The 25,202-nt window shown below is 62.6% G+C and carries 25 protein-coding genes, 1 tRNA gene and 1 pseudogene; 12 read left to right on the top strand and 15 right to left on the bottom strand.

Annotated features, from left to right (window positions below; all coding sequences use genetic code 11):
- Positions 1 to 42 precede the first annotated feature (42 nt).
- On the top strand, positions 43 to 1,872 hold the full coding sequence (locus Amac_RS38530; protein ID WP_170322869.1) for a bifunctional copper resistance protein CopD/cytochrome c oxidase assembly protein: 1,830 nt from the start codon (positions 43 to 45) through the stop codon (positions 1,870 to 1,872).
- Here the strand turns inward: Amac_RS38530 and Amac_RS38525 are convergent, their stop codons facing one another.
- The 4 genes from Amac_RS38525 to Amac_RS56710 all read right to left on the bottom strand — a co-directional run bounded on the left by Amac_RS38525 (position 1,873) and on the right by Amac_RS56710 (position 5,547).
- A complete protein-coding gene (locus Amac_RS38525; protein WP_170322868.1) occupies positions 1,873 to 2,466 on the bottom strand; it encodes a copper resistance CopC family protein in 594 nt (197 codons plus the stop codon).
- Between the two features lie 75 nt (positions 2,467 to 2,541).
- Entirely contained in the window at positions 2,542 to 2,802 is a 261-nt protein-coding gene (locus tag Amac_RS38520) for a hypothetical protein (RefSeq protein WP_155359360.1), read from the bottom strand.
- 509 nt (positions 2,803 to 3,311) lie between these two features.
- Entirely contained in the window at positions 3,312 to 3,773 is a 462-nt protein-coding gene (locus tag Amac_RS38515) for a DUF2267 domain-containing protein (protein ID WP_155359359.1), read from the bottom strand.
- Positions 3,774 to 3,858: 85 nt separating this feature from the next.
- Positions 3,859 to 5,547 carry a bifunctional NAD(P)/FAD-dependent oxidoreductase/class I SAM-dependent methyltransferase gene (locus Amac_RS56710; protein WP_155359358.1) on the bottom strand — a complete coding sequence of 563 codons (1,689 nt, stop codon included), beginning with the start codon at positions 5,545 to 5,547 and terminating at the stop codon, positions 3,859 to 3,861.
- Positions 5,548 to 5,626: 79 nt separating this feature from the next.
- On the opposite strand from Amac_RS56710, the gene Amac_RS38505 reads away from it, so the two are divergent.
- A complete protein-coding gene (locus tag Amac_RS38505) occupies positions 5,627 to 6,208 on the top strand; it encodes a helix-turn-helix domain-containing protein (RefSeq protein ID WP_155359357.1) in 582 nt (193 codons plus the stop codon).
- Between the two features lie 55 nt (positions 6,209 to 6,263).
- On the opposite strand, the gene Amac_RS38500 is transcribed toward Amac_RS38505, so the two are convergent.
- Positions 6,264 to 6,779 (bottom strand): DUF6624 domain-containing protein, encoded by a 516-nt coding sequence (locus Amac_RS38500; protein WP_218041543.1) that lies wholly within the window; start codon positions 6,777 to 6,779, stop codon positions 6,264 to 6,266.
- Between the two features lie 153 nt (positions 6,780 to 6,932).
- On the opposite strand from Amac_RS38500, the gene Amac_RS38495 reads away from it, so the two are divergent.
- The 5 genes from Amac_RS38495 to Amac_RS38475 all read left to right on the top strand — a co-directional run bounded on the left by Amac_RS38495 (position 6,933) and on the right by Amac_RS38475 (position 12,148).
- Positions 6,933 to 8,336 carry an ATP-binding protein gene (locus Amac_RS38495; protein WP_155359355.1) on the top strand — a complete coding sequence of 468 codons (1,404 nt, stop codon included), beginning with the start codon at positions 6,933 to 6,935 and terminating at the stop codon, positions 8,334 to 8,336.
- A gap of 139 nt (positions 8,337 to 8,475) precedes the next feature.
- Positions 8,476 to 9,456, top strand: coding sequence for an HNH endonuclease (locus Amac_RS38490; protein WP_218041542.1), 981 nt, complete (start codon positions 8,476 to 8,478; stop codon positions 9,454 to 9,456).
- A gap of 171 nt (positions 9,457 to 9,627) precedes the next feature.
- A complete protein-coding gene (locus tag Amac_RS38485; protein WP_218041541.1) occupies positions 9,628 to 10,716 on the top strand; it encodes a Fic family protein in 1,089 nt (362 codons plus the stop codon).
- 480 nt (positions 10,717 to 11,196) lie between these two features.
- Positions 11,197 to 11,529, top strand: a complete 333-nt coding sequence (locus tag Amac_RS38480; protein WP_155359354.1) for a hypothetical protein — start codon at positions 11,197 to 11,199, stop codon at positions 11,527 to 11,529.
- Positions 11,522 to 12,148 (top strand): DUF2637 domain-containing protein, encoded by a 627-nt coding sequence (locus Amac_RS38475; RefSeq protein ID WP_155359353.1) that lies wholly within the window; start codon positions 11,522 to 11,524, stop codon positions 12,146 to 12,148. Before Amac_RS38480 ends, Amac_RS38475 begins: the two co-directional genes overlap by 8 nt.
- A 452-nt stretch (positions 12,149 to 12,600) precedes the next feature.
- On the opposite strand, the gene Amac_RS38470 is transcribed toward Amac_RS38475, so the two are convergent.
- A complete protein-coding gene (locus tag Amac_RS38470) occupies positions 12,601 to 13,416 on the bottom strand; it encodes a tetratricopeptide repeat protein (RefSeq protein ID WP_155359352.1) in 816 nt (271 codons plus the stop codon).
- A gap of 174 nt (positions 13,417 to 13,590) precedes the next feature.
- Between Amac_RS38470 and Amac_RS38465 the strand changes: the two genes are divergently transcribed.
- Positions 13,591 to 13,827, top strand: a complete 237-nt coding sequence (locus Amac_RS38465; RefSeq protein WP_155359351.1) for a hypothetical protein — start codon at positions 13,591 to 13,593, stop codon at positions 13,825 to 13,827.
- A gap of 290 nt (positions 13,828 to 14,117) precedes the next feature.
- Positions 14,118 to 14,798 (top strand): HAD family hydrolase, encoded by a 681-nt coding sequence (locus Amac_RS38460; RefSeq protein ID WP_246268992.1) that lies wholly within the window; start codon positions 14,118 to 14,120, stop codon positions 14,796 to 14,798.
- 147 nt (positions 14,799 to 14,945) lie between these two features.
- Here Amac_RS38460 and Amac_RS38455 read toward each other — a convergent pair whose 3' ends face one another.
- Positions 14,946 to 16,316, bottom strand: a complete 1,371-nt coding sequence (locus Amac_RS38455; RefSeq protein ID WP_155359350.1) for a hypothetical protein — start codon at positions 16,314 to 16,316, stop codon at positions 14,946 to 14,948.
- Between the two features lie 478 nt (positions 16,317 to 16,794).
- On the opposite strand from Amac_RS38455, the gene Amac_RS38450 reads away from it, so the two are divergent.
- Together Amac_RS38450 and Amac_RS56705 are read left to right on the top strand one after the other, a co-directional pair.
- Positions 16,795 to 17,691 (top strand): AlbA family DNA-binding domain-containing protein, encoded by an 897-nt coding sequence (locus tag Amac_RS38450; protein WP_170322867.1) that lies wholly within the window; start codon positions 16,795 to 16,797, stop codon positions 17,689 to 17,691.
- 121 nt (positions 17,692 to 17,812) lie between these two features.
- Positions 17,813 to 18,060 (top strand): annotated as a pseudogene (locus Amac_RS56705) (IS5/IS1182 family transposase); the annotation flags it as partial.
- Here the strand turns inward: Amac_RS56705 and Amac_RS38445 are convergent.
- The 7 genes from Amac_RS38445 to istA form a co-directional block, all read right to left on the bottom strand.
- Positions 18,051 to 19,598 (bottom strand): nSTAND3 domain-containing NTPase, encoded by a 1,548-nt coding sequence (locus Amac_RS38445; RefSeq protein WP_155359348.1) that lies wholly within the window; start codon positions 19,596 to 19,598, stop codon positions 18,051 to 18,053. The pseudogene Amac_RS56705 and the gene Amac_RS38445 sit on opposite strands and share 10 nt — an antisense overlap.
- Positions 19,540 to 19,695 (bottom strand): nSTAND3 domain-containing NTPase, encoded by a 156-nt coding sequence (locus tag Amac_RS58165; RefSeq protein WP_373869920.1) that lies wholly within the window; start codon positions 19,693 to 19,695, stop codon positions 19,540 to 19,542. Before Amac_RS58165 ends, Amac_RS38445 begins: the two co-directional genes overlap by 59 nt.
- Entirely contained in the window at positions 19,625 to 20,272 is a 648-nt protein-coding gene (locus Amac_RS38435) for a restriction endonuclease (RefSeq protein WP_155359347.1), read from the bottom strand. Before Amac_RS38435 ends, Amac_RS58165 begins: the two co-directional genes overlap by 71 nt.
- A 481-nt stretch (positions 20,273 to 20,753) precedes the next feature.
- Positions 20,754 to 20,954, bottom strand: coding sequence for a DUF397 domain-containing protein (locus tag Amac_RS38430; RefSeq protein WP_155359346.1), 201 nt, complete (start codon positions 20,952 to 20,954; stop codon positions 20,754 to 20,756).
- Positions 20,945 to 21,766 (bottom strand): helix-turn-helix domain-containing protein, encoded by an 822-nt coding sequence (locus Amac_RS38425; protein WP_155359345.1) that lies wholly within the window; start codon positions 21,764 to 21,766, stop codon positions 20,945 to 20,947. Before Amac_RS38425 ends, Amac_RS38430 begins: the two co-directional genes overlap by 10 nt.
- A gap of 279 nt (positions 21,767 to 22,045) precedes the next feature.
- Entirely contained in the window at positions 22,046 to 22,825 is a 780-nt protein-coding gene (gene istB / locus Amac_RS38420; RefSeq protein ID WP_155359344.1) for an IS21-like element helper ATPase IstB, read from the bottom strand.
- Positions 22,822 to 24,300, bottom strand: a complete 1,479-nt coding sequence (istA, locus tag Amac_RS38415) for an IS21 family transposase (protein ID WP_155359343.1) — start codon at positions 24,298 to 24,300, stop codon at positions 22,822 to 22,824. The genes istB and istA overlap by 4 nt, the downstream gene beginning before the upstream one ends.
- A 152-nt stretch (positions 24,301 to 24,452) precedes the next feature.
- Here istA and Amac_RS38410 point away from each other — a divergent pair, with 152 nt between their 5' ends.
- On the top strand, positions 24,453 to 24,941 hold the full coding sequence (locus tag Amac_RS38410; protein WP_155359342.1) for a tyrosine-type recombinase/integrase: 489 nt from the start codon (positions 24,453 to 24,455) through the stop codon (positions 24,939 to 24,941).
- 90 nt (positions 24,942 to 25,031) lie between these two features.
- Here the strand turns inward: Amac_RS38410 and Amac_RS38405 are convergent.
- Positions 25,032 to 25,105 (bottom strand) — tRNA-Pro (locus Amac_RS38405).
- Between the last annotated feature and the right edge of the window lie 97 nt (positions 25,106 to 25,202).

The following is a 25,202-nucleotide window of genomic DNA, read 5'->3' as shown; positions in this document are numbered from 1 at the left end:
CTGAGGAACCGTTATGGCGGGATCTTTTAGAGGATGTCGGCGATGACCACTCCGCGGTCACGCGGCGGGACGCTGGCATTCGTCGGCGCGCTCGCGGCTCTTGCTGTTCTTCTGCTGGCGCTCTGGTTCGGCGGAGGAACACCCGCGCCGACGATCGCTGGCCTGCCGTCGCCAGGGTCGCTGACCCGCTGGGGCCTGCCGATCGTCCGATTAGTCCACGACATCTGCGCGGTCGCGACCGTCGGCATCCTGGTCGTATCGGTCATCGCCGCGCAGGACGCCAAAGCGCGCGCCTCGCTCGCCCAGGCCGCCGGGCGATGGGCGGTCGTCTGGACGTTCAGCGCTTCGCTGACCGCGCTGCTCACGTTGTCCGACTTCCTCGGCTTGCCGGTCGGCGAAGCCGTCGAGTCGGGCGTGCTGCCGACGTTCCTGTTCAACATCCCGCAGGGACAGGCGTTCCTGATCGTGACCGTGCTGGCGCTGGCCGTCTCCATCGGCGTGCTGCTGCCGCTCGGCACCTGGGGCAGGGTCGCCCTGCTCGCGACGGCGGTCGTGACCGTGCTTCCCCCCGCGTACGCCGGGCACTCCGCCTCCGCCGCCGACCACAACCTGGCCGTCTCCAGCCTGATGCTGCACATCGCCGCCGTGACGATCTGGGTCGGCGGCCTGCTGGCCCTGGTGCTGCTCCTGCGCGATTCCACCGACCTGGTCACCACCGTGCGGCGGTTCAGCGCGCTCGCCCTGTGCTGCTACATCGCCGTCGGCGTTTCCGGCACGATCAACGCGTGGGTCCGCGTCGGCGGCCTCGAACCCATCTTCACCACCCGGTACGGCCTGCTCATCCTGGCCAAAATCGCCGCTCTCCTCGTCCTGGGCTGGTTCGGCTGGCGGCATCGCCGTACCACGATCGAGGCCATGTCCTCCGGCGACACCCGAGCGCCCTTCCTCCGCCTGGCCGCCGGCGAGATCGTCGTCATGCTCGCCACCGTCGGCCTGGCGGTCGGCCTGTCCAGGACCGCGCCGCCCCCGTCCGAGGTCGAGCTGACCACCGACAACACCGCCCTCGGCTACGTGCTCTCCCCGTTCTCGCCCGGCGGTCTGCTCACCCAGATCCGCCCCGATCCGATCCTGCTGCTGATCGTGGTGGGCCTCGCCGTCGCGTACCTGGCGGGAGTGCGCCGCCTCGCCCAGCCCTGGCCGCCCGCCCGCACCGCCGCCTGGCTCGGCGGCCTCCTCATCCTCCTGTACGCGATGACCGGCGGCCTGGCCGCCTACGCCCCCGCGATCTTCTCCATCCACGCCGTCCAGTACGGCCTGCTGGGCACCCTCGGCCCCGCCCTCCTGGTCTTCGGCGCCCCTTTAACCCTCTACCAGGAGGTCAACCCGTCCGGCCAGGCCAGAATCGACAGCCCGCTCGGCCGCGCGCTCTCCCATCCGTGGACCGCCCTGGGCTTGTACGGCGTGCCGCTCCTGGCCCTGTACCTGACCCCGTTCTTCGACCTGGCCCAATCCAGCCTCGCGGTCCGCTTGGTCCTTCAGGTCATCGTGGTCCTGACGGGTTTCATCTTCTTCGCGACCGCGATCGGGGAGGACCCGCTCCCTCGCCCGATCGTCGCCATCGTGCGCACCCGGATCCTGGCCGCCGCCCTGGCTCTGAACGCTTTGATCACGTTCGTCCTGCTGATCGGCCCGTCGCGCGGGGACGACTGGTATGTCTGGCTGGACCTGGTCTGGGCTCCCGATCGCGAGACCGATCAGCAGCTGGGGGCGATGCTCGCCCTGGCCTTTCCCGCCCTGACGATCATCACCCTCATGCTGCTCCTGATGGGCCGCTGGCGAACCGTCCGCCAACTATCCGGCAAACGCCAGTGATCAGGTCTCGTTCGTCTTGCGTCCGGTGCTGAACCAGACGACGACCCCAACGACGACCAGGATCCCGCCCCCGATCCAGAGCCATCCGGGCACGCCCCCGCCGTCCGCGGCTTCCTCCTGGCCGCTCGCCTCCGAGAAGGTGGTCACCGGCGTCGGCGTAACCGGTGCCATCGCGGTCTCCGTGGGGCTCGACGTGGGTGTGGACTCAGGCGAAGGGCTGGGGGCGGCCTTCACCGTGAACGGGATCTCCCCTTCGATGGGATGCCCGTCCGCGGACACGACCCGCCACGCGATCGTGTACTTCCCCGAGGCCAACGGCTCCGGCACCTCGGTACGCACCTTGGTCCCGTCCAGTTTCGGCTTCCCGAGGTCGATCTTCTCCTCCCCCAGCATGAGCACGACCGCCGGGAACCGCACCTTCGAGGTGAAGTCCAGCGTGATCGTCTCCACACCGTCGACTTTGGCGTTCTTGGCGGGATTACTACTCTTCAGACGGTCATGGGCAGCGGCCGGCGCGGCCGGTATCGCAAGGAACAGTCCGCAGGCGAGCGCGGCCGCCAGGGAATTGCGGACGAATCGCGGCAGGGAAGCCAACGTGAACTCCAGAGGTAACGCCCGGACTCCAGCCGGGCACGACGGGGATGACCTACAACGTCCGCGCCGACCACATCAGCCGGCGCACGCCGCCTCCGGAGGCCCGCGCCTGGCGATACCCCCCGCGACATCCCGCGTCCGCCCCACCGCCGGTTCCTCAAACGCCACAACCGTCCACAACGGCGTAGCCACCCGGACCGGCACAACCCCCAACATCCACCGCAGCACCGGAACCGACGGCGCCCCCCACAGCCGCAGCATCAGCCACAGCGCACTTTCCCCCCGATACAGCCACCACCCAGTCAGCAGCCCCACCACCAGATGAACCACCCCCATCCCCACATTCAGATGAAGATGCTCACCCACTGGCGGGATGACCGGCGCCGCCCAACTGAACAACAGATGTAACAACGCCTGCGCCCCGAGGGTCGCCCCCAGGACCGCTCGAACCCCCAACTCCCGCCCACCAACGAGATACGCGACCCCCAGCGCGCCGATCCCCCCAACACCGGCTACACCCGGACCAACCGCCCCACCCCCGGCGAAGGCATGGCCACCTGCGGTGACGCCCACACACACCACCGCGAAACATGCTGCCCGCACCGCCCTCAGCACGGGATCCTCAGGGGACACCCCGCCATCCTTCCAGCCCACCGCCGTACAGTCGACACGCGTGAAAGGGGCGGAGCAATGGACTCACGCCGAATTCATGACATCCTCGAAATCTTCTGGGGTTGCGAGGAAATACATCTCACTTTCGTCCACGGGAAAGACATGGCGACGGTGGCACCAGTTCTCCCGCCGCTGGTTCCTGACGCACCGCACCATCGGATTATCGTGCCCAGTTATCGGCCCGGTATTGGATGATCGGTCTTGGGTACCTCGGCGGGTTGTAGCAGGGCGCGAACCTCTTGGGGCAACTGGCCGAGCGCGTGTTGGACAGGTGACTCCGACATCTCATCGCAGAGGAAGGTGGTCACGATCGGTCCAAGCTTGGGTACGTCCGTACGGGCGATGCGACCGGAGCGGCAGAAATGGTCGATGAACTCCTGCCGGTCGCGACGGATCGGTACGGAGCTCGGGCTCCAGCCGTTGTAGTAGATGCCGCGCACCAGATCGGGCAGCTGGGAGGCCAGATGCGCCGCGCTGTCCACGGTCAGGCCGTCCCTGACCGAGTGCAGCCACATCCTCAGCACGTGGTAGGCGAACTCCCGGTTGTCGGTGCCGATCGCCTCGGCGAGGTTCGCCAGCCAGCGGTTGGTGGTCTGGATGGTGCGCTCAAGACTGTGTACTCCTGTGGGTGACATGACCCCACCACCTTCGTATACGACCTTCCTTCCCCTTCTTGCTTAAATCGCGTGCCAACTCTCGCCTCGTAAATCGGCAAGCACGTCAGTGACGGCGGACGGCACGCAGGACGGCGTCGCGGACGGTGATCGATTGTCCGTCGGGGTCGACGGTCTGACGTTCGGGCGTCGCGGCGACGATATGCCAGTCGTCCGGGTCCAGGGTGGCCGCGATCTGGTCCGCTGTGAACAGGAGGTCGGGAAAGTGGTGGCGGCCGATCGAGGTTTCCCGATCGTGACCGACGATGAGGAGCGTTCCGCCTGGGCGTACGGCCGCGGCCAGCCGTCGGTGCAGTGCCTCGAGCTCCGGGCGGGGTAGGTGCATGAACTGCGCCGACACCAGGTCGAACTGCAGCGGCGCGGGATCCCATGACAGGACATCGGCCTGCTGCCAGGTGATCCGGCCGCCGATTTCGGCACCGGCCTCGGCGGCCTGCTTGTCGGCGCGATCCAGCGCCACGCGGGACACGTCGACCCCGGTGACGCGCCAGCCTTGGGAGGCCAGCCAGATCGCGTCGGCGCCTTCGCCGCTGCCGACGTCCAGCGCGGTAGCCGGGACAAGGTCGGTGGCAGTGGCGACGAGGTGGGGGTTGGCGTTGCCACTCCAGATTCGGTCGGACGTGCTGTAGCGCTCGTCCCAGAACTCCTGGGTGAACATGACGGTGACGTCCGGATGATCAGCATGTGTTGCGTCGCCGCCCGCGATCTCGCCGCTGTCCGTGGACATGTGGTCTGCCCTCTCGCTCGTGGTCGCGTGGTTGCCCGTGTGCAGGTGCGTTCTCCGGTAGGCCGTTACGGCGCGTCGGGTGTCCTCGGTGATCAGATCCGCGTTGATGGCAGCGGCGGCGGAGACGCCCTCGGCGGCCGCGGTGACGACCTGTGCCATGAGATTGGTGACGTTGCCGGCGACCCACACGCCCGGGACTTCGGTCAGGCCGGTGGGATCGGCGGCGATGAACGCGCCGTGGCCGGAGGGGTGGGGGGTGGGGCGCAGCCCGAGGGTGGCCAGCACCTGCGAGGATGCCACGAACTGCGGCGCGACGACCACCGCCTGCCGGGCTATGACCGTGCCGTCGGATAGACGCACCCCAGTGATCCGATCGTCGGCGACTTCGACGGAGTCCACGATGCCGGTGACGACCCGCACTCCGGAAGCGGTCAGTTGCTCGGCTTGCTCTTCGGTCAGGGGAGGTGCGGTGTGGGTGAACAACACGAGGTCCGAGGTCCATTGCCGGAACAGCAACGTCTGGTGCACAGCCGCGCCTCCGGTGCCGAGGACGCCGACGGCCTGATCACGGATCTCCCACCCATGGCAGTACGGGCAGTGCACCACATCCCGGCCCCACCGTTGCCGTACACCGCTGACGTCGGGCAGTTCATCCACCAACCCCGTGGTCACCAGCAACCGCCGGGCGCTGACGACCCGGCCCTCATCGACGGCCACCTCGAACCCGTCCGCGGTACGGCGCGCCGACTGCGCCTCGCCATGGACAACAAGGCCACCGTAGTGTTCGACCTCTTTACGGCCGGTCTCGATCAGCTCCGCCGGGCTGATGCCGTCCAGGGACAGGAACCCGTGCACCCCTGAGGCGGGGGCATTACGCGGCGATCCCGTGTCGATCACGATCACCGAGCGCCGCGCCCGCCCCAACACCACCGCCGCGCTCAAACCGGCGGCCCCGCCACCGATCACCGCGACATCGAACCTCTGCGCCAACTGCTCTGCCTGGGTCATCGCGACCACCTCCACCCACACCATGCGATCGCAGACCCGAGACGCGCAAACATTCTTGCTGTTATGGCAAACTGGTCGTGTGGAGGACAACCTGGACAGCGTGCTCACCGCCGTCGGACCCCGGCTGCGCACGCTGCGGCGCCAACGCGAGACCACGCTGGCCGACCTGTCCGCGACCACGGGCATCTCGGTCTCCACCCTGTCCCGACTGGAATCCGGCCAGCGCCGCCCCACCCTGGAACTACTCCTGCTGCTCTCCCAGGCGTACGGAGTTCAGATCGACGAACTCATCGGCGCCCCACCAACCGGCGACCCCCGGGTCCACCTACGCCCCGTCACCTACAACGGCATGACCATGGTCCCGCTGACCCGCCGCGCCGGCGGCGTACAGGCGTACAAACTGATCATCCCCGCCTCCCGCCAGCGACCCCCCGACCCGAAAACCCACGAAGGCTACGAGTGGATCTACGTCCTCAACGGCCGACTCCGCCTGCTGCTCGGCGATAAAGATCTCGTTATCGCCCCAGGCGAAGCGGCCGAGTTCGACACCCGCATCCCCCACTGGTTCGGCACCGCCGACACCACCCCCGTCGAGGTCCTCAGCCTCTTCGGCCGCCAGGGCGAACGCGTCCACCTCCGCGCAAAATCCGTACACGACTAGCCCAGACCGCCGCAGAACACTGGACAGAGCCACCATTCCAAAGGCGAGGACGCTGTCAGCCGTAGCCCTCCTGGAGTCGCTGCATCTGGGCCACATAATCCTCGAACGGCTCCAGACCAACCGCGGCGCGTCGCTCGTCCAGATGCTCCGGGTCTTCTATCGGCCGCGGTCCGAAGTCACGGCCGTCATCCATGAATTGTGTTCCATACAACTGAGGACGACCGGAATTCACTCGAACTCGATCCTCGAGATAGGCAAGATTGGCAGGCATCGCCTCCTCGCCGACCACGGCCTCCGAAAGCGCCGCATGAAATTCACGCTGAATCTCAGGCGAGGCGTCAGCGTGCTGAGCCAGTAGCCAAGCCGCCAGCCCTCCATCCTCCCCAACCTGCGACAACAGCGGCCAACCCCGCTCGCGCACCACCGCCCAAAGCCACGCCGTATTATCCCGGTCGATCTCCATCCACCGCGCCATGTACTCCTGAGTCGGAGGCTCCGCAGCCGGCTGACGAATATCCTGATCAACCTTCATACGCCTCAACAGCTCCGCACGCAGCTCGTCGTCGGTCATGCCTTCGAACATATGACGCGAGCGACTCATAAGCCCCGAGAAGTATGAGGGCGCCGTAAATAGACTGCGCAGAGATACCCTCGCGTGCGATCTTGCGTCCCGGCGTAACCTACGACCATTGCAGCATACGATAGTCGTAGGTTACTCTGGATCATGTCCTTCATCAACCGACGGCGAGAGCTGGCCGCGCTCGACGCCTGGTGGAATCAGCCCGGTCCCCAGTTCGGTGTCGTCTGGGGGCGCAGGCGGGTCGGAAAGTCCTTTCTGATCTCCCATTGGGCCCGGGACAAGCGGGTTGTTTTCCACGTCGCGCGCAACCGGGCGGTCCAACAGGAACTGGCGCTCCTCTCCAGACTCGCGCATCCGTTCGCCAGCGACAGCCGTCGCGACCTGACGCGCCGGCCATTCGCAGACTGGGACGACGTGATCGAGGTCCTTGCTCATGCCGCGAAAGATGAGCCGCTGCTGCTGGTGATCGATGAGTTTGGCGAACTCCTGCAGAGCGAACCCAACCTGGAAAGCGCTTTGAGAGCGCTCTGGGAGCAGGTGGGGGATACCAAGTTGCGGCTGCTGATCACTGGCTCGGCGGTCCGGGTGATGGAGGCGTTGCAGGCCGAACGTGCTCCGCTGTTCGGACGGGCGACGCTCCGGCTTCACCTGCGCCCGTTCACTCCCGGGGAGTCCGCTCTCATGCTGCCGGGACTAGGGGCCGCCGACCGTGCCAGGGCGTGGGGGGTCTGTGGTGGCACGCCGTACTACCTCGCCTTGTGGGACGACCAGGCCACTTTCCAGCAGAACCTCGAACGACTGGTTTGCACGGAGCAGGGCATTCTGCTGAACGAAGGCGAACTGGTGCTCGCCACCGAGGATTTCGCTGGCGGGCGCCGCGAACGGATCCCGGAACAGGTCCTGCGCGCAATCGCCGCGGGTCGTACGAAATTCTCGGAGATCAAGGACGCGATCGGCGCGGAACCCACTAGGGCGCTTCAGGCGCTGCGAGATCTCGGGTTGATCGAACGAGTCCAGCCCGTCCGCGCCAAGCCGGACGCGCGACGCGCTCACTATCGGGTCGCGGACAACTTTCTCGCCTTCTGGCTGTCCATCGTGGAAACTCACCGGCCTGCCATCGTGCGTGGCCTGGGCCATGACGTTCTCCAAGTCGTTCAGGAGCAGTTCGACGATTTCATGGGCGACCGCTGGGAGGAGGCCTTCCGCGCCCACCTGACCCTGATCGCGCCGAAGGACCCTCGCTTGTCGCCGGTGGTCGACGTCGGCCAGTTCTGGCGGCAGAGCGTCTCCGGTGCGGAAGACCCCTGTCAGCTTGACGCCGTCGTGCTGACCGGTCGCAGCCGTACGGTCACGCTCGTGGGCGAGGCCAAATGGGGCGCGGGCGCGAACGGCCAGCGCCTGTTGACCGGGTTGCGCCGCAAAGCGATCGAATCAGGTCTGCCGATCGCCGACGAACTCGTCTACGCACTGTGCGCACGCGAAACCGTGACCCATGTCGACCCCGCGCCGGACATCATCTCGATCACCGCTGCCGATATTTTCGGGTGAAGAACCGGCCTACCAACTGAGATCCCGGCTTGATCGTAACGAGGCCATCCTCTATGACGTCGTCCCGCTGCTGACCTTGTCGGCGCTTTGACGGGTCTGTCATGATCCCTCGGGCTATGGCTGAGCGGGGGGATCAGGTATGAAGAGCGGTAGCGCTGCCGGGATGCTGGCTGTTCTCTTGCTGCCGGCTTGCGGGAGCGAGATCGCACCTTCCACCGCAACACCGTCTAACCCGCCGGTGACCCCGTTCGCCGGCAGGCCCGATGAGGCGATGGCGCTGCAACTAAAACGTGGAGTGACCGTGCGTGTTCAGAAGGTCGAGCGCACCGAGTCCAGCGAGCCATCCGTGAACATCTCTCAGCAGGGCGACGAGGTGATGGTCCTGGACGGCGGGGGTTACAACGAGAAACGGACCGAAGGCGTGGTCCAGCTAGGCGAGTACGGCGAGAGCAATCACATGGGGACCACGGCCTCCGATCTCATCACGACGTATCACCGCACGGATATCCCCGAGGACATGTGGGATGTGGTCGACGAGGACCTACCGAGCGACACCACCCGCACCATCAAAATCGCGGAGGGCATCGGTGAGAGCAAGGAATTCGTCCGTCCCGCCACGACAGAGCACCTGCCGCAGGGAAAGATCTGGTATCGGGATGCCCGCGACTACGACTGCGCGATGAAATCGGGGCTCGGCTCCTTCTCGATAAGCGAGCTCATCCAGGTCGATCTACTCAAGAGCCTGGTCACGCTCGCCGCCCCGCCAGCCACCGGCGAACCACTCGACGGCGTTGACACCACCCTCCTCAAGCACCTGTCCCTGCTGGATGCCGCCCATATCATCCCCGATCGCGAGGAGCGTGGTGTCCCTGCGGTTTCCAACGGCATGGCCCTGTGCAAGATCCACCATGCTGCCTATGACCAGAACATCCTCGGAGTCCGGCCGGATCTGATGATCGAGGTGCGCTCCGACATTCTGGAGGAGATCGACGGACCGATGCTCAAGCACGGCTTGCAGGAGATGCATGGGCTCTGGCTGGTGGTGCCGCATCGGAAGATGGACCGGCCAAAGCCGGAGTTGATTGAGGAGCGGTACGAACGCTTCCGCACCGCCGGATGATCAATTAGGAGCGGTGGTGACGTTACAGTCCGATCGGCTGTGGCGTGTGGCTGCGAGGGTATTGCTGGCCTAGCCTCGACCCGTTGCACGCGGTGCTTGGGCAGGCTTGTAGGGACCGTTTTATCGACGATTTATTCGACATTTATCAACGTGATCGCGTATCATTGAAGGGTGTTCACGCCCAACTTCACCATCTCACCGTCGATCGCCACGGCGCTGATGGCCATCGAAGGAGACCGTCAGGCGATCATGGAGTTGCCCATCAACGTAGAGGTGCTGGCCGGGCTCCGCCAGACCGCCAAGCTCACCGCGACCCACTACTCCACGCAGATCGAAGGTAACCGGCTCACCCAGGCGCAGGTCAGCGAGGCACTGCAGGGAGCGCACTTCCCGGGACGAGAGCGTGACGAGGTGGAGGTGCGCAACTACTATCGCGCGCTCGAATACGTCGAATCCCTGGCCGCAGCCACAGGGCCGATCGACGAGACGAAGATGCGCCGCGTCCATGGGCTGGTCCAAGATGGCATGGAGAGGCCCTCACCCTACCGGCCTGGCCAGAACGTCATCCGGGATGCCGCCACCGGACGCATCGTCTACATGCCGCCCGAGGCCGGGGACGTGCCTGTCCTCATGGCCGGCCTCTTCGAGTGGATCAACGAGCAGCTGGAGAGACGGGAGTTGCCTGCTCCCATCGTCGCGGCCATCACGCACTACCAGTACGCCACGATCCACCCGTACTACGACGGCAACGGGCGTACAGCCCGCCTGCTGACCACGCTGGTGTTGCACCGGGCTGGCTACGGCTTGAAGGGTATCTACTCCCTGGAGGAGCATTATGCCCGCGATCTCACGGCGTACTACGCGGCGCTGACGGTTGGTCCTTCGCACAACTACTACTTGGGGCGTGCGGAGGCGGACATCACCGGCTTCGTGGGCTTCTTCTGTGTGAGCATGGCGGATGCCCTGGGTGCGGTCCGCGTCCGCGTAACCGAGGCCCAGGCAGGCAGCGCCGTCTCCGGCCGTGACGATTCGGCGGCGTTGCGGCAGCTCGATCCGCGCGCCCGCCGGTTGCTCGAGCTCTTTCGCGACCACGGGATCGTGACCAGTGCCCAGATCGCCTCCCACCTGGGCCTCAGCCCGCGAACGGTTGCCCCCCTTGCCCGTCGATGGGTCCAAGACGGACTGCTGGAGATCCACGACTCGGCTCGCAAGATCCGTTCCTACCAGTTGAGCCCTCGCTACGAACGCCTGATCCACTGAACCCCCGATAGCCCTACAGAGGTGTCCAACCCTCCGGTGACCCCGTTCGCTGGCAGACCGATGAGGCGATGGCGCTGCAATTCGAACGCGGAGTGACCGTGCGTGTTCAGAAGGTCGAGCGCACCGAGTCCAGCGAACCATCCATTCACCACACACGGACCTCCCGCCGGGCATGTGGGATGGGACCATCGACCCCAGCCGCGACTACCAACCCCAAAACAGAAAGAAACCCCCGAACCGTAGGTTCGAGGGTTTCTGATGTCTTGAGACATCACATGGGTCGGGGTGGCGGGATTTGAACCCACGGCCTCTTCGTCCCGAAGCAACTCCAGTGAGTCGATCCAGGTCGAAGTGAGTCGGACGGGGTGTTCCTCACCTGCACCAACGCCCTGAGGGGGTCGCGGTGAGTCGGCGGGAGTTAGAAGGCATTGGCTCCCCGAATTGGCTCCCGCGGCTCCCCCAGGCGGGAGAGGAGTCCCTGTGACCAAGAAGATCAAGTATAACGATGTCACCGCCGATGGAGCCCTGTTCCCAGTAGACGCCCCGGTTTTGGTGCGATACCCCCTGCCCGGCGCCGACGAGGCCGATGGGGACTCATGGGCGTGGCTGCCGGGATCGGTCATCGACGAATGCGGTCCCGGCGAGTGGTCCATCGTCATCGAGGTATCCGTGCTGGCTGAGCCGGACCCCAGCGTCTCCGATGCGGGTCCGGAGGACATGCTCTATCCCGTGTGCTTCCGCGACGCGAGCGAGATCCGCGCGGTCAGCGACGAGGAGTGGTTCAAGGTCCATGAGGAGTTGGCTCATGGCTGAGCGACTCACGCGCATTACTACGGCGCTTGCCGTGCTCGCGGTCGCGGCCGTTGCGGCTGTGATCTCCTACCAGCACGCCTACGAACTCGTCAGCTCCCATGGCGAGTCGGGCATCACCGCGCGATTGGTCCCGTTCACGATGGACGGGCTCATTTGGGCGGCGTCGATGGTGATTCTTGATGCCAGTCGTAGCGGCCGGCATGTGCCAGGGCTGGCCAAGTGGAGTCTCGGCGTGGGTATCGTGGCCACCGTCGGCGCCAATGTGGCGCACGGCATGAACCACGGCATCGTGGGCGCGCTCGTCAGCGCGTGGCCCGCGGTGGCCTTGGTCGGATCCTTCGAGCTACTCATGATGCTGACTCGACGTGTCGCGTCGACGGACCCGCAGGAACGGGAGAATCCGGCGCGGGACGAGATCGGGTCGGCTCTGGTGCATGTCGGAACCATCGGTACCATAGTGGCGCAGTCCACCGAGGAGGCGATCCTCGCCGACTACGTGGCCAGCCTCAACGGGCCTGGGAGGCCGCTGTCACAACGGTTTCTCGCAGAAAAACATGGTGTCGACCGCCGCAAGGTGAGGCAGATCGTATCCGCCATCAGCCCACGGCAACTCGCCTGACATTCCAGGTCGTGATGATCGCAAGCCCTCTCCTGACGATCGTTGACGGGAGAGGGCTCTTCGGTCAGCTCGGCAAGATCCGCGACGCCACGGCACGCCGGGGAAGGGGGTCGACCTCTACGCACTGTTCAACGAGGCGACCTTCTCCGGGCGTGCATGGTTCGGCGGCGTGACCTTCTCAGCCTGACGACGGGTGGAGCCCAACCGAAGAGATTGTGATAAGGCTTGCCGTGTTCGACGGGGCGACCCTTACTGGGCTCACCCCGTGGCCGTACGGATGGCAGCTGGAGGTCACTGCAGAGAGGGCGCCTGGTGGAGACCAGCGAGTCCGGAGTGGCCGAAGGATCGGTCACCCCCGAAGGGAACCGGTCATCCGTGAGCAAATTAACCAAGGGCCCTACACCGTAATCCAGCGAATGTCGAGCGACACGGAAAGATCAAGAGCGTCCTGATCAGTCCTCTTGCTCTCCCTCAACCCGAAGCGCGTCCCTTTCGGTCCATTGGGCGAGGTTGTCCTGGGTGGACCGGGTGCTGGGATGCTCGGCACCCAGAACGCGAAGGTAGTCAGAGAGCAGGGCGGCGAACTGGTCGCGGGCAGCCTTGGCATCGCCAGCGTTTCCCGTCCAAAGAGCGAGGCTGTGCCGGGTATCCAGCGTCTGGGGATGGTCGGGGCCTTCGACGCGAAGGTAGGCGGCGAGCAGACTGGTGAAGAGGTTGCGGGCGGCGATGTGGTTGCCAGCCTTACCGGTCCACTCCGCGAGCAGTGCCCGAGCCCTCAGGAGAACAGGATCATCAATGGTGTAGTGGCTAGTCAGGGCGTCATGAATCTGAACTTGAAGAGCCCGCGCAAGGCGATAGTGACCGGTGGCCGCGAGTTCCCTTGCTACAGGCTCTAGAGCGTGCCATCTCCATGCTTCATTGCGGCGATCGGAATCGGTCTTCTCCTGTCGCGTATCGATGTCTGGCGTAGATCCGTGGGGTGCGCGGCCTATCTGGCGTGTCTTGATCCACAGGCGGTGAAATTCACTCACCGTCTTGGCGTCGCCGCTGAGGGCTTTGACGACGTGTTCGAGCTGCGGCCACCTGAGGTTGGGCAGGACGCGCAGCACTTGGGCGACGGTGGTGTGACTGACCTCGCTCTTGGTGCGCTTGGAGATTGTTCGTGTGCTGGGTTCGCCCGCGGTGACGTGAAGCAACTGCAACCGTTGCCTGAGGGCGTCCAGCGGGGCGGTCGCGTCGTTGCGGGGGATGGCGGCTGGTTCGCTCATGTCGACAGTAGTATCGCATGTTGTCAGGAAGTGTAAGTGGAAGCGGCAGCTGTCAGTAGATGTTCGCAGTAGTCAGCGCCTGTAAAGCATCGAATGCCCTGTTGGAAGGCCCTGTAGGGCCGTGTAAGAGTTTGTAAGAATCTTGCGCACAAATGGGTCTGGCGCTCCAAGGTGATGATCAGGCCGCCCCCTCCGGGGCGGCTGCGCCACTTCATCGGCGTCCGCACCACCTTCTCAGGGGTTACCGGCGCGGACGCCGAGGCGCCCTCCAACGGAAGGGGCTCTCTCATCATGCCCTCGCTTGTTCGTCGCCTGCCCCGCATCGCGCTGATCGCCGCTATCCGCGGCATAGCCGCGGCCATAGCCGCCGCACCGATCCACCTGGCCATTTGGTGGATCGCCCACCACTGACCAGCCAACCGGCCCGACCCGGTCTCCGCGTGCGCGCGGAGACCGGGTCTTTGGTTTGCCCGTTTCTGGCCTGCGGATGGCGGCCGGCTCGATCATCGGACAATGCGGACCGGCCGAGTGGCACGTGGTGGTCGAGGTGCCGGCGCTGGCCGTGCCCGACCCGTTCGTACCGAACGGCGACGCCGCTCCCGAGAACCTGCTCTACCCCGCATGCTTCCGAGACGCTACCGAGTTGCGTCCGGTCACGGTGGCCGAGTGGGAGCGCGGGGGATGGCTTGGCAATAGGAACTATGATCACCATCGTGCAACGTCTCGCCCTCCTAGATCTTGACAACACCCTCATCGACCTAGACGAGGCGTTCGGCGTTTGGGCGCGAGAGTTCACCGCCGATCACGGGCTTGGGAGCGAGGGGTTCGCTTGGTTGATCGCGGTCGGGCGCAAGGTGCCCCACCGCGCCACGTTCTTCGCCATGGTGCGGGAACGCTTCGGCATGGTCGAGCCTGTTGACACGCTGTGGGCTCGATACCGTCAGCGGATGCCGGACCTCGTCTCTTGTCGCCCAGAGGTGCTTGACGGGCTGACTGTTCTCCGGAGGGCTGGGTGGCGTCTTGGGATCGTGACGAATGGTATGGCTGATAACCAGTTGGGGAAGATCCAGCGGACCGGTCTCGCTGAGGTGGTGGACGGCTGGGCCATCTCGGGAACCGAGGGCGTCCGCAAGCCTGATGTCAGACTCTTCGCGATCGCCGCCTCCCGTTGCGGTGCGACCATCGCCGACGGCGGATGGATGATCGGAGACAACCCGGCCTCCGACATCATCGGTGGGAATCAGGCGGGCCTGTACACGATCTTGATCAACCGAGACGGAGCAACCCACGACGTAACCCATAGCGTCACGGACGTGCTCCAAGCCATCGAACTTCTCTTACTGTGTTACCACCCCAGCTATGGAATGTGCGCACCGCAGTAAGGCGATCGTTGGCAGCTGTGGTGTAGTGGCAGATAGCGAGTCTGGAGGAATTCACTTCCCGGCCGCCTGGCGTATCGTGGCGCAGGTCAGAGTACGGGGCGACGTGACTAGCCTTAGGGCCGACTTTGCCGACGCCACATACTCACTCTAGTTGTCACTATTCAGCCCACGCGTGAGGTATTCCTCCGAATCTGCTTCCACTAGTTCCAACTTCCAAGCATTCCCGTCTCTCTGGATAACTGCAGTTAGGGTAATGTCTTCGTTGTTGCTTTCTGCGTAGGCGGCCAACTCATCGAATGGCACGGCTACCCCAATTTGCTCCAACATCCCTAGGCTAGAAACAGCGACTGGCTCTGAGTCAAATGGCGACGAGGGATAGACGAAAGAGTGTGTTGCATTCACAGTAGGAGAAGCCCATTCCGTGGCTTCTTCCTGCGGTGTTTGTTCATCGATATCTCCGACTTGATCCAACATCTGCAAGATCATGGATCGCACGCCAGGCAGCGGCATGAAGTCGAATAGTATCTGATCAACGAATCGGTCGGAAACGTCCATAACGCGCTCACCAAGCCTGGCCTGGATGTGGGAACTTCCGGACTTTCGATATACGCGGATGCGTACTTCACGACCACCGTGTATTCCCTCATACTCAAGCACCCCCAAATCTACAAAGTGTGCAAGGATTAGCTCGCTCTCCGCCAATGCCGCTCGATAGTCAGCCGACATTGGTAGATTGTAGGGATTTGCCCTAAATGGATCCGGGTTGTCGACTGCCTGCGAAAACCATGCCCATGCGGGCATGGTCCAACCCGCTGGATCATTTGACAAATGGCCGACAACTTCTTTTACGGGCAAGTCTCGAACCCATATGGCTAGAATGCGATCACGATCACCAATATCCACAAGTGCAGAACCCTTTGGGTCGGCCCAGGCATCATCAATACATTTGGCTACGGCATCGAGCGGAGGAAGGGGTTCATCCACGTCGAATGAAACTTTCACCTCACCCTGATTACTAATCACATGGCCATGGGTCAAGTATTTGGCTGCCTGCTGAGCGCGCTGCCACTGTCGCAAATGCCGCCCCCGAGGCTGGCTTATCGATGCCTGGCGATTCTTGCATTCAACGATATGGATATGGCCATTGGTTACGGCAATGATGTCACCGGTGGCAATCAGATGCGTGAGGTCAGAAACTATCGGCATTATGCCAGAGCTGGCATAATCACGGGCGGTATTGAGTACAACCTCGAAGTCTTTATCTTGGCTTGAAAGGTGTGCTGCCCGAAGACGATCTTGCCCAAGCACTCTAATGGTGTGGCGATCTAGCACTCTACGTGTAAGAGCGTCACCCACTAGTCGCAGAAGATGCCTGTGCCAATCGTTATCCTCGCTCCTCTCTCGTTCAGCCGCTTGAATCTCCCTGGCCAACGCAATCTGAAGAGTTACAGCATCGTCAGGGCTGCTTATCGCGTCGAGCTGCTGTAGGAGGTTCAGGCGGATCTGTTCAGAGGACATCTACCGATCATTACACATCGGCTCGTCCTTCTCCAATGAATTTCCGTTTCGCTCTGACGAGCGAGTCTCCCCGACTCAACAGGGAGCCAGACTCCCACCATGAGCAGGATCGCTAATCAATGGCGGGTGCACCAGACCAGTCATCTAGCCCCACAGAAGACCGCTGGGTTGATGAAGACGTCACATAGCTGCGTACTCAATGCCATACTTGTCATTCAAATGGACACCATCGCTTGGGGATGCTCGCAGCAGTCAGGACTGTGAGCTCGTCACCTCTTCTGGCGGACGTCTGCGGCCAGTCGATGATTTTGGTGACTATCGTGCGCCTCTACAGACAGTGAAGACGGTTTCACTTAGCTCACTTCGACGGACTTTCGTGCACCTACTTCGTCGAAATTGGGGAAGCGATGTCACTTCTAGGGAGTGGAACGGTGGGCTAGTTGAGCCTCTCCGTTGGCGGGAATACTCATGCAGCTTAATGATCTCCGATACGTCACCCGAGCTTTTTGATCCAGAATACAGCGAATTCTCTCCAGTAAGTATATTACTCGCCCCCGACGGACATCTAATAATCCGAGTTTTCGCCTTCATATCAGGCGATATTGAAGAAGAGGATATTGCTGGGATAGTTGCCCCCTATTTGTCGCGAAAGGGTGGCGCCCTCGTCAATCACGAACTGGAGGGTTCGGGAAGTCAGATCTATTGGGAGCTGAATATTGCTCTCCGGACCCGAAGCCGCACAGTCGAATACGCCTATGAAATCGGAGTCAATGTCGCTGAACTGTTGGCCGCCGTAGGATCAAAGGTTCCAAAACTCCCACAAGCCATGGATATCCTCATGGCTGGCAGGGCCAGTATCCTGATTGGCCAAAGTGAATCAGAATGGCTAGAGGTTAAGTCCCAGCCGTATAATCTTGATAGTGAGGCTGCGAGGATAGAACTTGCCCAAGATGCGGCAAGGTTTGCCAATAGTGAGTCGGGCGGGATATTGATCATTGGGATTGCTACAAAGCGTACGCTGGGAGGTGAAGTCTTAAGTCGAATTCTTCCATTCCAGTTAGACTTGAAGCAGCTTCGACGATATCGCGATATCTTGGACAGGAGAATATTTCCCCCCATCGACAATCTTCGTATCGAGAGAGTCTCTAGCGGTAGCGGACACTTGCTCGCCGTGGAAGTTCCTTCCCAGCGCGAAGAGCTCAAACCGTTTCTGGTTCATGGTGCTATAGCGGGAGGTAGATATGAGGGAGCATTCATCTCTATCGTTCGCAGGAGAGGGGATGGATCCATACCCGTATCCGCTGCGGCTATTCATGCTTGGATGACCGCAGGTCGGGCCCTTTTACGAGGTACTCGCGGTCCGGATGCAATGTGAATGTTCAAAGCGGGCCTCGCGCCGTGTCGCTGGAGGAGGAGCGGACGCTCCAAGTCTCCGGCTCGCTGGACGAGATCGGTGAAAGGGGTGCCAGGTGGAGCGGGCCTGGACGAACGAACCTGGCGCCGGCGGCACGATCCGCACGCCGTTTCGGCGGCACCGTTCGGCCGCGCGGTTGTCGACGAGCCAAGAAGGCCGTCAATCGCGCCCACGCCCAGATCCGCGCCATCGGCGAGCGCCCCATCACCCTGGAAGGTATTGACGCGCTTACGCTGCTGCCCGTACCGCGCGACCATCCTCATCCAGGCAATCCTCGTGCTTCAGCGCGTCGAGTACGGCCACTGCTCAGGACAAAATGCTCAATCTTGATCAGCAATATCCATCAAAGCGGTCATGATTTCATAAATGATACCATCGGACCATTCGGGGTCGTCGTCTTCATAGTCCTCCTCCCCGTCAGCATCGTTTACCTCAACACGAAAGTCCTCCATAGCCGCCTCGGCCATTGGCCAATTGGTGTAGAAGTCTGGGAAAATGCTGATGTATCGAAGAGCCTCCGCAAAGACATCAGGATCGAGCTCATCCGGGGAACCGAACTCGTAGAGTTCCATTAGATGGCCAAACTGTTCTCCCGCTTGAGCATCAATATTATCTAGCACCTTCTCATCTACGAACTCGGCGAGTTTGTGGGCGTAGATACCTGCAGTGAATACCCCCTTCTCGCTGCGATCGCGATTGAAGAGAGCCGTAAGACCCTCTATCAAGATAGCCTTATGATGCTTGCGAATTTGCGGATTCCTAGACCCGGCAGTCTCTCTAATCATCTCGGCAATGTCGTCATATTGCCCAAAATAGATCCGGCCTTGCACGCTTATGAGATCGGCTACACGGTCATTAAGGCGAGAGAGGCCTAATCCAGCGGAAACTCTAAGTGCAATGACTAGGCGGCCTACGAGTCCACGCGTAGATGCCGTTGGCACCTCTAGAGTCGCCAATGCGGCATCCTCTATCTCATGCGATAAGGGATGTAGGTCGATGTACAAATCGCCATGGTCGCAAATGTTGGAGCTGGGATGATAGACCCAAATATTGGCGACCTGCTCAAACGAGCGAGCGTTGAGCAGAACACGTCTTAGAATGCTATTGTCATCCGCCATCTCCCGAATAAGAAAGTCATTTATAGAGGGATTGCTGAGTTCTATATACTGGTGAGACTGCTCATAATATATCTTGACAAAGGTTCCATCGAGAACGTGGAGACTCCGCCTCATTCGAGAGGTGTCCCAATCTTCCTGGGCTAAAAGCACTTCTTGCAGGTGCACAAAGAACGAGCCACCTCCGAGAGAGAATAGCGTGGCGAGAAGCACTCTATCCGCATCTGTTAACTGGTTCTCGAATATGTGTCTCCATACGCGCATAGGGTCATCCAGGCTAGCCACCAGTTGTGTAGTGACATCACCCCAGGAGGGGTTAAAGGAGGTCGCCAGGACGTCGGATATTACCCGCGGATTGAAGTTCGGGTGATCTATAATTCTTCGGTAGTTGTCAGGATCGGCCAAGCTCGCCTTCTGCGAAGCTGGCCAACGTGACCAGAATGTGTGATTGTAGAGTATTCTTGCTCTGGTCTCGCGGTCGTAGTCGTCCAAGTTAACTACGCAAGTAACGGGTTCAAAATTTTCCCGATCAAGACGCTCGTAACGAGTCTTGCCTTGAGCCAGAATGTAACTGCGAGTGGTGCAGATGAACCTTTTTGTGGGATCTGCACTGATTCGCTTCATGAGTGAAATGAGTCGACTGTCCTCATTCTTATACAGCTTATCCTCTAGTGTACTCTGCCCCAGGAAGTCGTCATAGACGAATAATTGATTGCAATTGGCGTTCCACATCCGATAGGCATCCTCCAACATTCTCCGAAATCTCCACAAGCTCATACTCAAGAGCCGCATAGTGTGCGGCGACAATTTTCGCTAATGTTGTCTTCCCAACTCCAGGCGCGCCCGAAATGATACAGACGTGGTTCAAGTCGAGAATTTTTAGCGCCTGCCCAAGGTTTGCTCGTGGACACGTAGGTCTTCACCGACCCCTTGACTTCGTCGGCGAAATGCTGCGAGCGCACGAATATGTTCTTGGAAATCGCGGCATCGAGCACGTTTGAATCGTTCAGCCAGAGTCGTATATGCTTTCTTATTACGTCTGGATGACCTTTGATTAGAGATGTAATTTCGTCAATGCCGAATAGGTCGCTCGGCGATTTGACGTAAGGCTGAAATGATGTATATAGCTTATCTTTCGCGGGTATAGTCATATCGACGGTTGAGGCCACGATATAACGGGTGGGCCTAAGCTTTCTGACTTTGGGAAGTTCCGTCTTGAGCATGTGCCCTATAAGTTTCGACCTGCCACTCTTCATCCAATGCTTACATTGGATTACTATCTTTTCCCCCGTGTGGCTCATGTATCGTAAATCAGTGCCGCCGTCACTCCCTGCTGTGAACAGCTCCAGTCTAACTCCGAGCATCTTCTCAAAAAGATCCTTGCATAAGCACTCAAAATCAAAATCGGTCAACTTATCCAAGTTCATGAGGTCCAAGGTATTTCACCTCCTTATTGCAATCCGGAGGGCTTGACGCACGGGCTGGGTCTCGCCTCACCACTGACCGAGTGAAGGGAATCTTACCTGGTTCGGAGCCAGAAGCGCCGTTTCTTCGCAATCCATCGAGGAAGCACTGTGGCAGCGTGATGGTCACTGAGACATGTCCGCACACTCAACTACGGAGTAGTGTTGCATGGCCCAATAGCTGAGTTGTGGGGGCTAGGCCCAAACACGGACCTGCTCTCAACTCCACCACCTGGGCCAACTCAGCTAACGAACCTCCCCGTCCGGCCCCTTCGACCAACGGGTCTCACGACTGACTGTCTCAACTTGATCGGTCACGGTTGACCGAAATCCGCGAACACGGGACTCCGCGCCAACCTCGACATCGGTAGCGCCCTGAGGGCGAGCCAGTTGCAGGTAGCCAAACGGCCTCGCTTTGTAGGCTATTCATGCTTGGCGCTCAAATTCAGACGTCGAATTCGCCGTCTTTGACCCCTCTAAGGAACGCCCGCCATTCGTCGGGGGTGAAGATGAGCGCGGGACCGCTGGGGTCCTTGCTGTCACGGACGGCGATCACATCCGGCAGGTTGGTTGCCACTTCAACGCATTGCCCGCCGCTCCCGCCGGAGCGCTTGGATTTCCGCCACTCGGCGACGCTCAGGTCCATTCTTGCGCCACTTCCTTGATCATCCGGAGCGATACATGCTCAGGATACGCCCACAAACGTATGGCCTCGTACCTGTCCAGGACCGATGTGACCACGGCTGGATCTGTTGAGACTTGACCCTCAGCTGAAGACTCGGCGTGGATGGTCGTAGGTCCGTTCGTAAGCTCGGCGATCATGAAGGCGCCCATGAGCCCTGGGAGGCAGGCTGGATCGACGAGTTGGATTGAGACCGCTGAGCGCTGGGCGACTTCGAGAAGGAAGCTGATTTGTTGGCGCATGAGCGCGGCATCTCCGACCGGGCGGCGGAGGACACCCGTGTCGATCAGCGTCAACAGTGACGGGGCGTCGTCGCGGTCTAAGATCTGCTGGCGTAGCAGGCGAGCTTGTACGCGGTCCTCGACTTCGGCCGGCGTTATGCGTGGCTCGCGGGCGAAGATCTCACGGGCGTACGGCTCTGTCTGAAGGAGGCCGGGAACGAGGAGGGGATCCCAGGAGCGAAGCACACGGGCATTCGGCTCGATTTCTTCGACCCACCCCATGAACCACCCTGGCGCACCTGGGCGAGAACCCATGCGCCGGTAGAGGTTGGCGAAGTGACCTTTCTCGGAAAGCCCGAAAAGCTTGTCGAGGATCTCGGCTTGTTCGCGCTGGGGTGTACGGAGTGCTTGTTCTAGGCGGCTGACCTGGGTTTGTGTGCAACCTAGGCGAACAGCAACGGCTTGTTGGGACAGCCCTGCCTCCTCCCGGAGTCTGCGCAATTCGGCACCGAATCGGGCCTGTGGAGATGTGCTGCTGGGCGGGTGAGCCGTCATGCCGTCCCTCCAGCATTCTTCACGGTCAATTGGCTGTTATCCACGCTGTACGCCTACGTGGTGATCAGCCTCCTGACCGGCATACGTACCGAGGAAGCGCGCGCGCTTCGCTGGGATCACGTTGTGACATGGGTGCCCAAGGCCAAAGCATGGCGACCCGTGATCGAAGTGGGTTTCCGGCATCACCGGTTCGCGATCTACGTGTGGCGTGCTGTGTCAACGGCCAAGTGCGTGTCGCCGCAGGTGGCCAGATCGAGGTCCCCACCTCGTCGAAGTTGACTACTGCTTGGTGAGCCGTGCCGGGCCTCGGGTGCGGGCCTGCCGCATGCGGAAGGACTCACCCTCGGTGACGACCACGATGCTGTGGTGGAGCAGCCGATCGAGCAGGCTGACAGCGGTGGTGTGTTCGGGCAGGAAGCGGCCCCACTGGTCGAAGGGCCAGTGCGAGCCGATACCCAGGGCGCGTCGTTCGTAGGCGGCGGCCACGAACCGGAACAGCAGCTGAGCGCCGGTGTCATCCAGCGGGGCGAACCCGACTTCGTCGATGATCACCAGGTCGGCGCGCAGCAGGTTCTCGATCACCCGGCCCACGGAGTTGTCGGCCAGGCCGCGGAAGAGAGTCTCGACCAGTTCGGCGGCGGTGAAGTAGCGCACCTTGTAGCCGGCGCCGACGGCGGCGACGCCCAGGGCGATGAGGCTGTGGCTCTTGCCCGTGCCCGCCGGGCCGACGGCGCAGTAGTTCTCCGCTGCCCGGATCCACTCCAGCGAGGCCAGGTAGTCGAAGGTGGCCCGCGGGATGGAGGAGGCTGTGACGTCGAACTCGTCGATCGTTTTGATCACCGGGAAGGCGGCGGCCTTCATCCTGGTGCGGGCGTTGGACTCATCACGCGCGGCCAGTTCGGCGTCGATGAGCGTGCGCAGGAACTCCTCGGGGTTCCAGCGCTGGGTCTTGGCGGTCAGGAGCAGCTCGGGTGCCAGGCGGCGCATCGTGGCCAGCTTGAGCCGGCGCAGCCCGGCATCCAGGTCGGCGGCCAGCGCCGGGGTCGCTGGGGCGGTCATGACACCTCTCCGATCTTGTCCAGGGAGTAATCGGCCAGCGATCGGGTGGGGACCTGAGGCAGTTCCAGCACCAGCGCGTCCCCGGCCGGGGCGGGCTGCTGGGTTCCGGCGCCCGCCGCCAGGATGGAGCGGATGTCCTCGGCTCGCCAGCGGCGGAACCGGGACGCGCGCTCCAGCGCCGCCACCAGCGCGGCCTCGCCGTGAGCCGCGCGCAGAGCGGCCAACTCGGCCAGATCACCGGCCAGCCGGGTGTTGCCCGAAGCGGCTGAGCCGGTCAGCCAGGTCTCGGCGGCCGGACCGAGCGCCAGGAACGCCTTCTCGGCCTCTGTGCGCGGCCTGGCCGCGCGGCGTGGCGCGGGCCTGGGCCCGCCGTAGTGCTCATCGCAGATGGCGGCTTCGCCAGGCGCGACAGGTGCGTGGTCGGCGACCATCTCCCCGGTGGCCAGGTCGATGATCAGCAACCGGCCGTCGGCCTCCATGACGGCCACCCTCGCGCCGATAAGCCGGTTGGGCACCGAATAGCGGGCCGAGCCGAACCGCACGCACGACAGCGTGTCCACCTTGCGCGTGAGGGGTGGCTTGCCGATAGCCGGTCGCAGCGAGGGCAGCGCGTTCATCACCTCGCGCTCGGCGACCAGGCGTTCAGCCGGGACGGCGCAGATCTCCGAGTGCACCACCGCGTTGACCTCGGCGCACCAGCTCCGGGCGGCGAGGTTGGCCACCGTCAGATCATCGAAGGGGGCGTGCGGCACGACCAGGTCGCGCTTGGCGTAGCCGACGAGGTTCTCCACGATCCCCTTCGATTCGGGATCGCCGGCCTCGCACCAGTCGGGGCGGAAGCCGTAGTGGGTGGCGAATCGCACGTAGTCGGCGGTGGGAATGACCTTGTTGGCCACCACCCCGCCCTTCAGGCAGCCCATCCGATCGGCCAGCACCGCCTTCGGGACCGCGCCGAGCGTCTCGAAACACTCGGCCAGCAACGCCAGGGTGGTCTCGGCACGCTCGTTGCCGGCGAAACGGACGAACCGGAAACGCGACCACGCCGAAACGGCGCAGAACACGTGCAGCCCGCCGCCCGCATCGCCCCAGTCGATGACCAGCATCTCGCCCGGCGTCCAGACCGCCGGACGCCGCCCGCGCGGGTTGGCCCGCCGCCAGTCCTTCTTAGTTCGGGCGACCAGACGCCGGAAGTTACGCGCCGACCCGGTATACCCGGCGGCCTGGGCCAGCGGCAGCAGCCGCTTGGCCGAGATCTTCCCCTGCGTCGCGCGAACCTTGTCGGCTACCAGCCGGGCGACCGTGTCGTAGTTGCGGTCACGCTGCTTGCGGGGCGGCGCCTTGTCCCCTGCCAGCGCCCGCTCGATGATGCGTTTGACGGTCTTGTGCGTGGTGCCGCACATCTGCGCGGCCCCACGATAGGTGCCTACCTCCCGGTAGGCGGCGATGATGTCCATGACTTCCCCCGAAGATTTCATGGCCGGGCAGACTCCCTGAGCGGTGACCTGGTGACTGGCTAGACACCGTCACGATCACCGTTCAGGGGCGCACCCTTCCCCACGACACGCGGACCCGCGATCAGGAGTGGGGACTTAAAACTGGCCACCAGTGGTGACCTCAACCTGGCCACCTGCGGCTACTTTTACACGGCCACGGACATGCTGAGCGGGTCGGCGGTGACACCAAGACACCCAAGTCGCGGCGCACGCTGGAACTGCCACAGCAAGCCGCAAAGGCACTGCGACAGCACCACCAAAGCCAAGCCGCTCAACGCATCAAGGCAGGCAAGGCGTGGCATGATCACGGTCTCGTGTTCTGTTCGGCGATCGGCACGCCACGGGATGCCGCCCACACCCGGCGGGCCTTCCGTGCGATCACCAAGCGAGCGGGGATCGGAGAGAACTGGACTCCCCGCGAGCTACGACACTCGTTCGTGTCGATCATGAGCGACAACGGCGTACCCATTGAGACCATCGCCGATCTCGTCGGGCACACCGACACCAGGGTCACGGAACAGGTGTATCGGCACCAGCTCAAGCCCGTGATCACCAAAGGTGCTGAAACCATGAACACGATCTTCAGTCGTGCTGGTAAGAACCCTAGGAAAAAGTCCGCGTGAGGTGGCTCCCCGTTTGGCTCCCCACGACTCTAAAGATCGAAAAAGGGCCCCGGATGAACTCCGAGACCCTTCCTCAACTGGTAAAACGGGTCGGGGTGGCGGGATTTGAACCCACGGCCTCTTCGTCCCGAACGAAGCGCGCTGCCAAGCTGCGCTACACCCCGGTGCGAGGGCCTTTGAGTGCCCTGCGCCTCGGCAAGTCTAGCGGACTTTGGGGATGCTCGCTTCACCCTTAACGGGCGGGTCGGGCGGGGACCAGGG

This window comes from Acrocarpospora macrocephala, from assembly GCF_009687865.1.
Classification (GTDB): Bacteria; Actinomycetota; Actinomycetes; order Streptosporangiales; family Streptosporangiaceae; genus Acrocarpospora; species Acrocarpospora macrocephala.
The sequence above is the reverse complement of the archived record's forward strand: the minus strand, read 5'-3'. Positions and strand labels throughout refer to the sequence as shown.

Bases quoted from the DNA above. Each gene is read 5' to 3' on its own strand.
- Amac_RS38425 (WP_155359345.1), bottom strand. From the start codon at position 21,766: ATGACGGCTCACCCGCCCAGCAGCACATCTCCACAGGCCCGATTCGGT.
- Amac_RS38490 (WP_218041542.1), top strand. From the start codon at position 8,476: ATGAAGAGCGGTAGCGCTGCCGGGATGCTGGCTGTTCTCTTGCTGCCG.
- Amac_RS38430 (WP_155359346.1), bottom strand. From the start codon at position 20,954: ATGGACCTGAGCGTCGCCGAGTGGCGGAAATCCAAGCGCTCCGGCGGG.
- Amac_RS38500 (WP_218041543.1), bottom strand. From the start codon at position 6,779: ATGACCGACGACGAGCTGCGTGCGGAGCTGTTGAGGCGTATGAAGGTT.
- Amac_RS38530 (WP_170322869.1), top strand. From the start codon at position 43: ATGACCACTCCGCGGTCACGCGGCGGGACGCTGGCATTCGTCGGCGCG.
- Amac_RS56710 (WP_155359358.1), bottom strand. From the start codon at position 5,547: ATGACCCAGGCAGAGCAGTTGGCGCAGAGGTTCGATGTCGCGGTGATC.
- Amac_RS38435 (WP_155359347.1), bottom strand. From the start codon at position 20,272: ATGAACTTGGATAAGTTGACCGATTTTGATTTTGAGTGCTTATGCAAG.
- Amac_RS38470 (WP_155359352.1), bottom strand. From the start codon at position 13,416: ATGAGCGAACCAGCCGCCATCCCCCGCAACGACGCGACCGCCCCGCTG.
- Amac_RS38515 (WP_155359359.1), bottom strand. From the start codon at position 3,773: ATGTCACCCACAGGAGTACACAGTCTTGAGCGCACCATCCAGACCACC.
- Amac_RS38460 (WP_246268992.1), top strand. From the start codon at position 14,118: ATGATCACCATCGTGCAACGTCTCGCCCTCCTAGATCTTGACAACACC.
- Amac_RS38465 (WP_155359351.1), top strand. From the start codon at position 13,591: ATGATCAGGCCGCCCCCTCCGGGGCGGCTGCGCCACTTCATCGGCGTC.
- Amac_RS38455 (WP_155359350.1), bottom strand. From the start codon at position 16,316: ATGTCCTCTGAACAGATCCGCCTGAACCTCCTACAGCAGCTCGACGCG.
- istB (WP_155359344.1), bottom strand. From the start codon at position 22,825: ATGACCGCCCCAGCGACCCCGGCGCTGGCCGCCGACCTGGATGCCGGG.
- Amac_RS38450 (WP_170322867.1), top strand. From the start codon at position 16,795: ATGATCTCCGATACGTCACCCGAGCTTTTTGATCCAGAATACAGCGAA.
- Amac_RS38445 (WP_155359348.1), bottom strand. From the start codon at position 19,598: ATGTTGGAGGATGCCTATCGGATGTGGAACGCCAATTGCAATCAATTA.
- Amac_RS38520 (WP_155359360.1), bottom strand. From the start codon at position 2,802: ATGGGGGTGGTTCATCTGGTGGTGGGGCTGCTGACTGGGTGGTGGCTG.
- Amac_RS38495 (WP_155359355.1), top strand. From the start codon at position 6,933: ATGTCCTTCATCAACCGACGGCGAGAGCTGGCCGCGCTCGACGCCTGG.
- Amac_RS38475 (WP_155359353.1), top strand. From the start codon at position 11,522: ATGGCTGAGCGACTCACGCGCATTACTACGGCGCTTGCCGTGCTCGCG.
- istA (WP_155359343.1), bottom strand. From the start codon at position 24,300: ATGAAATCTTCGGGGGAAGTCATGGACATCATCGCCGCCTACCGGGAG.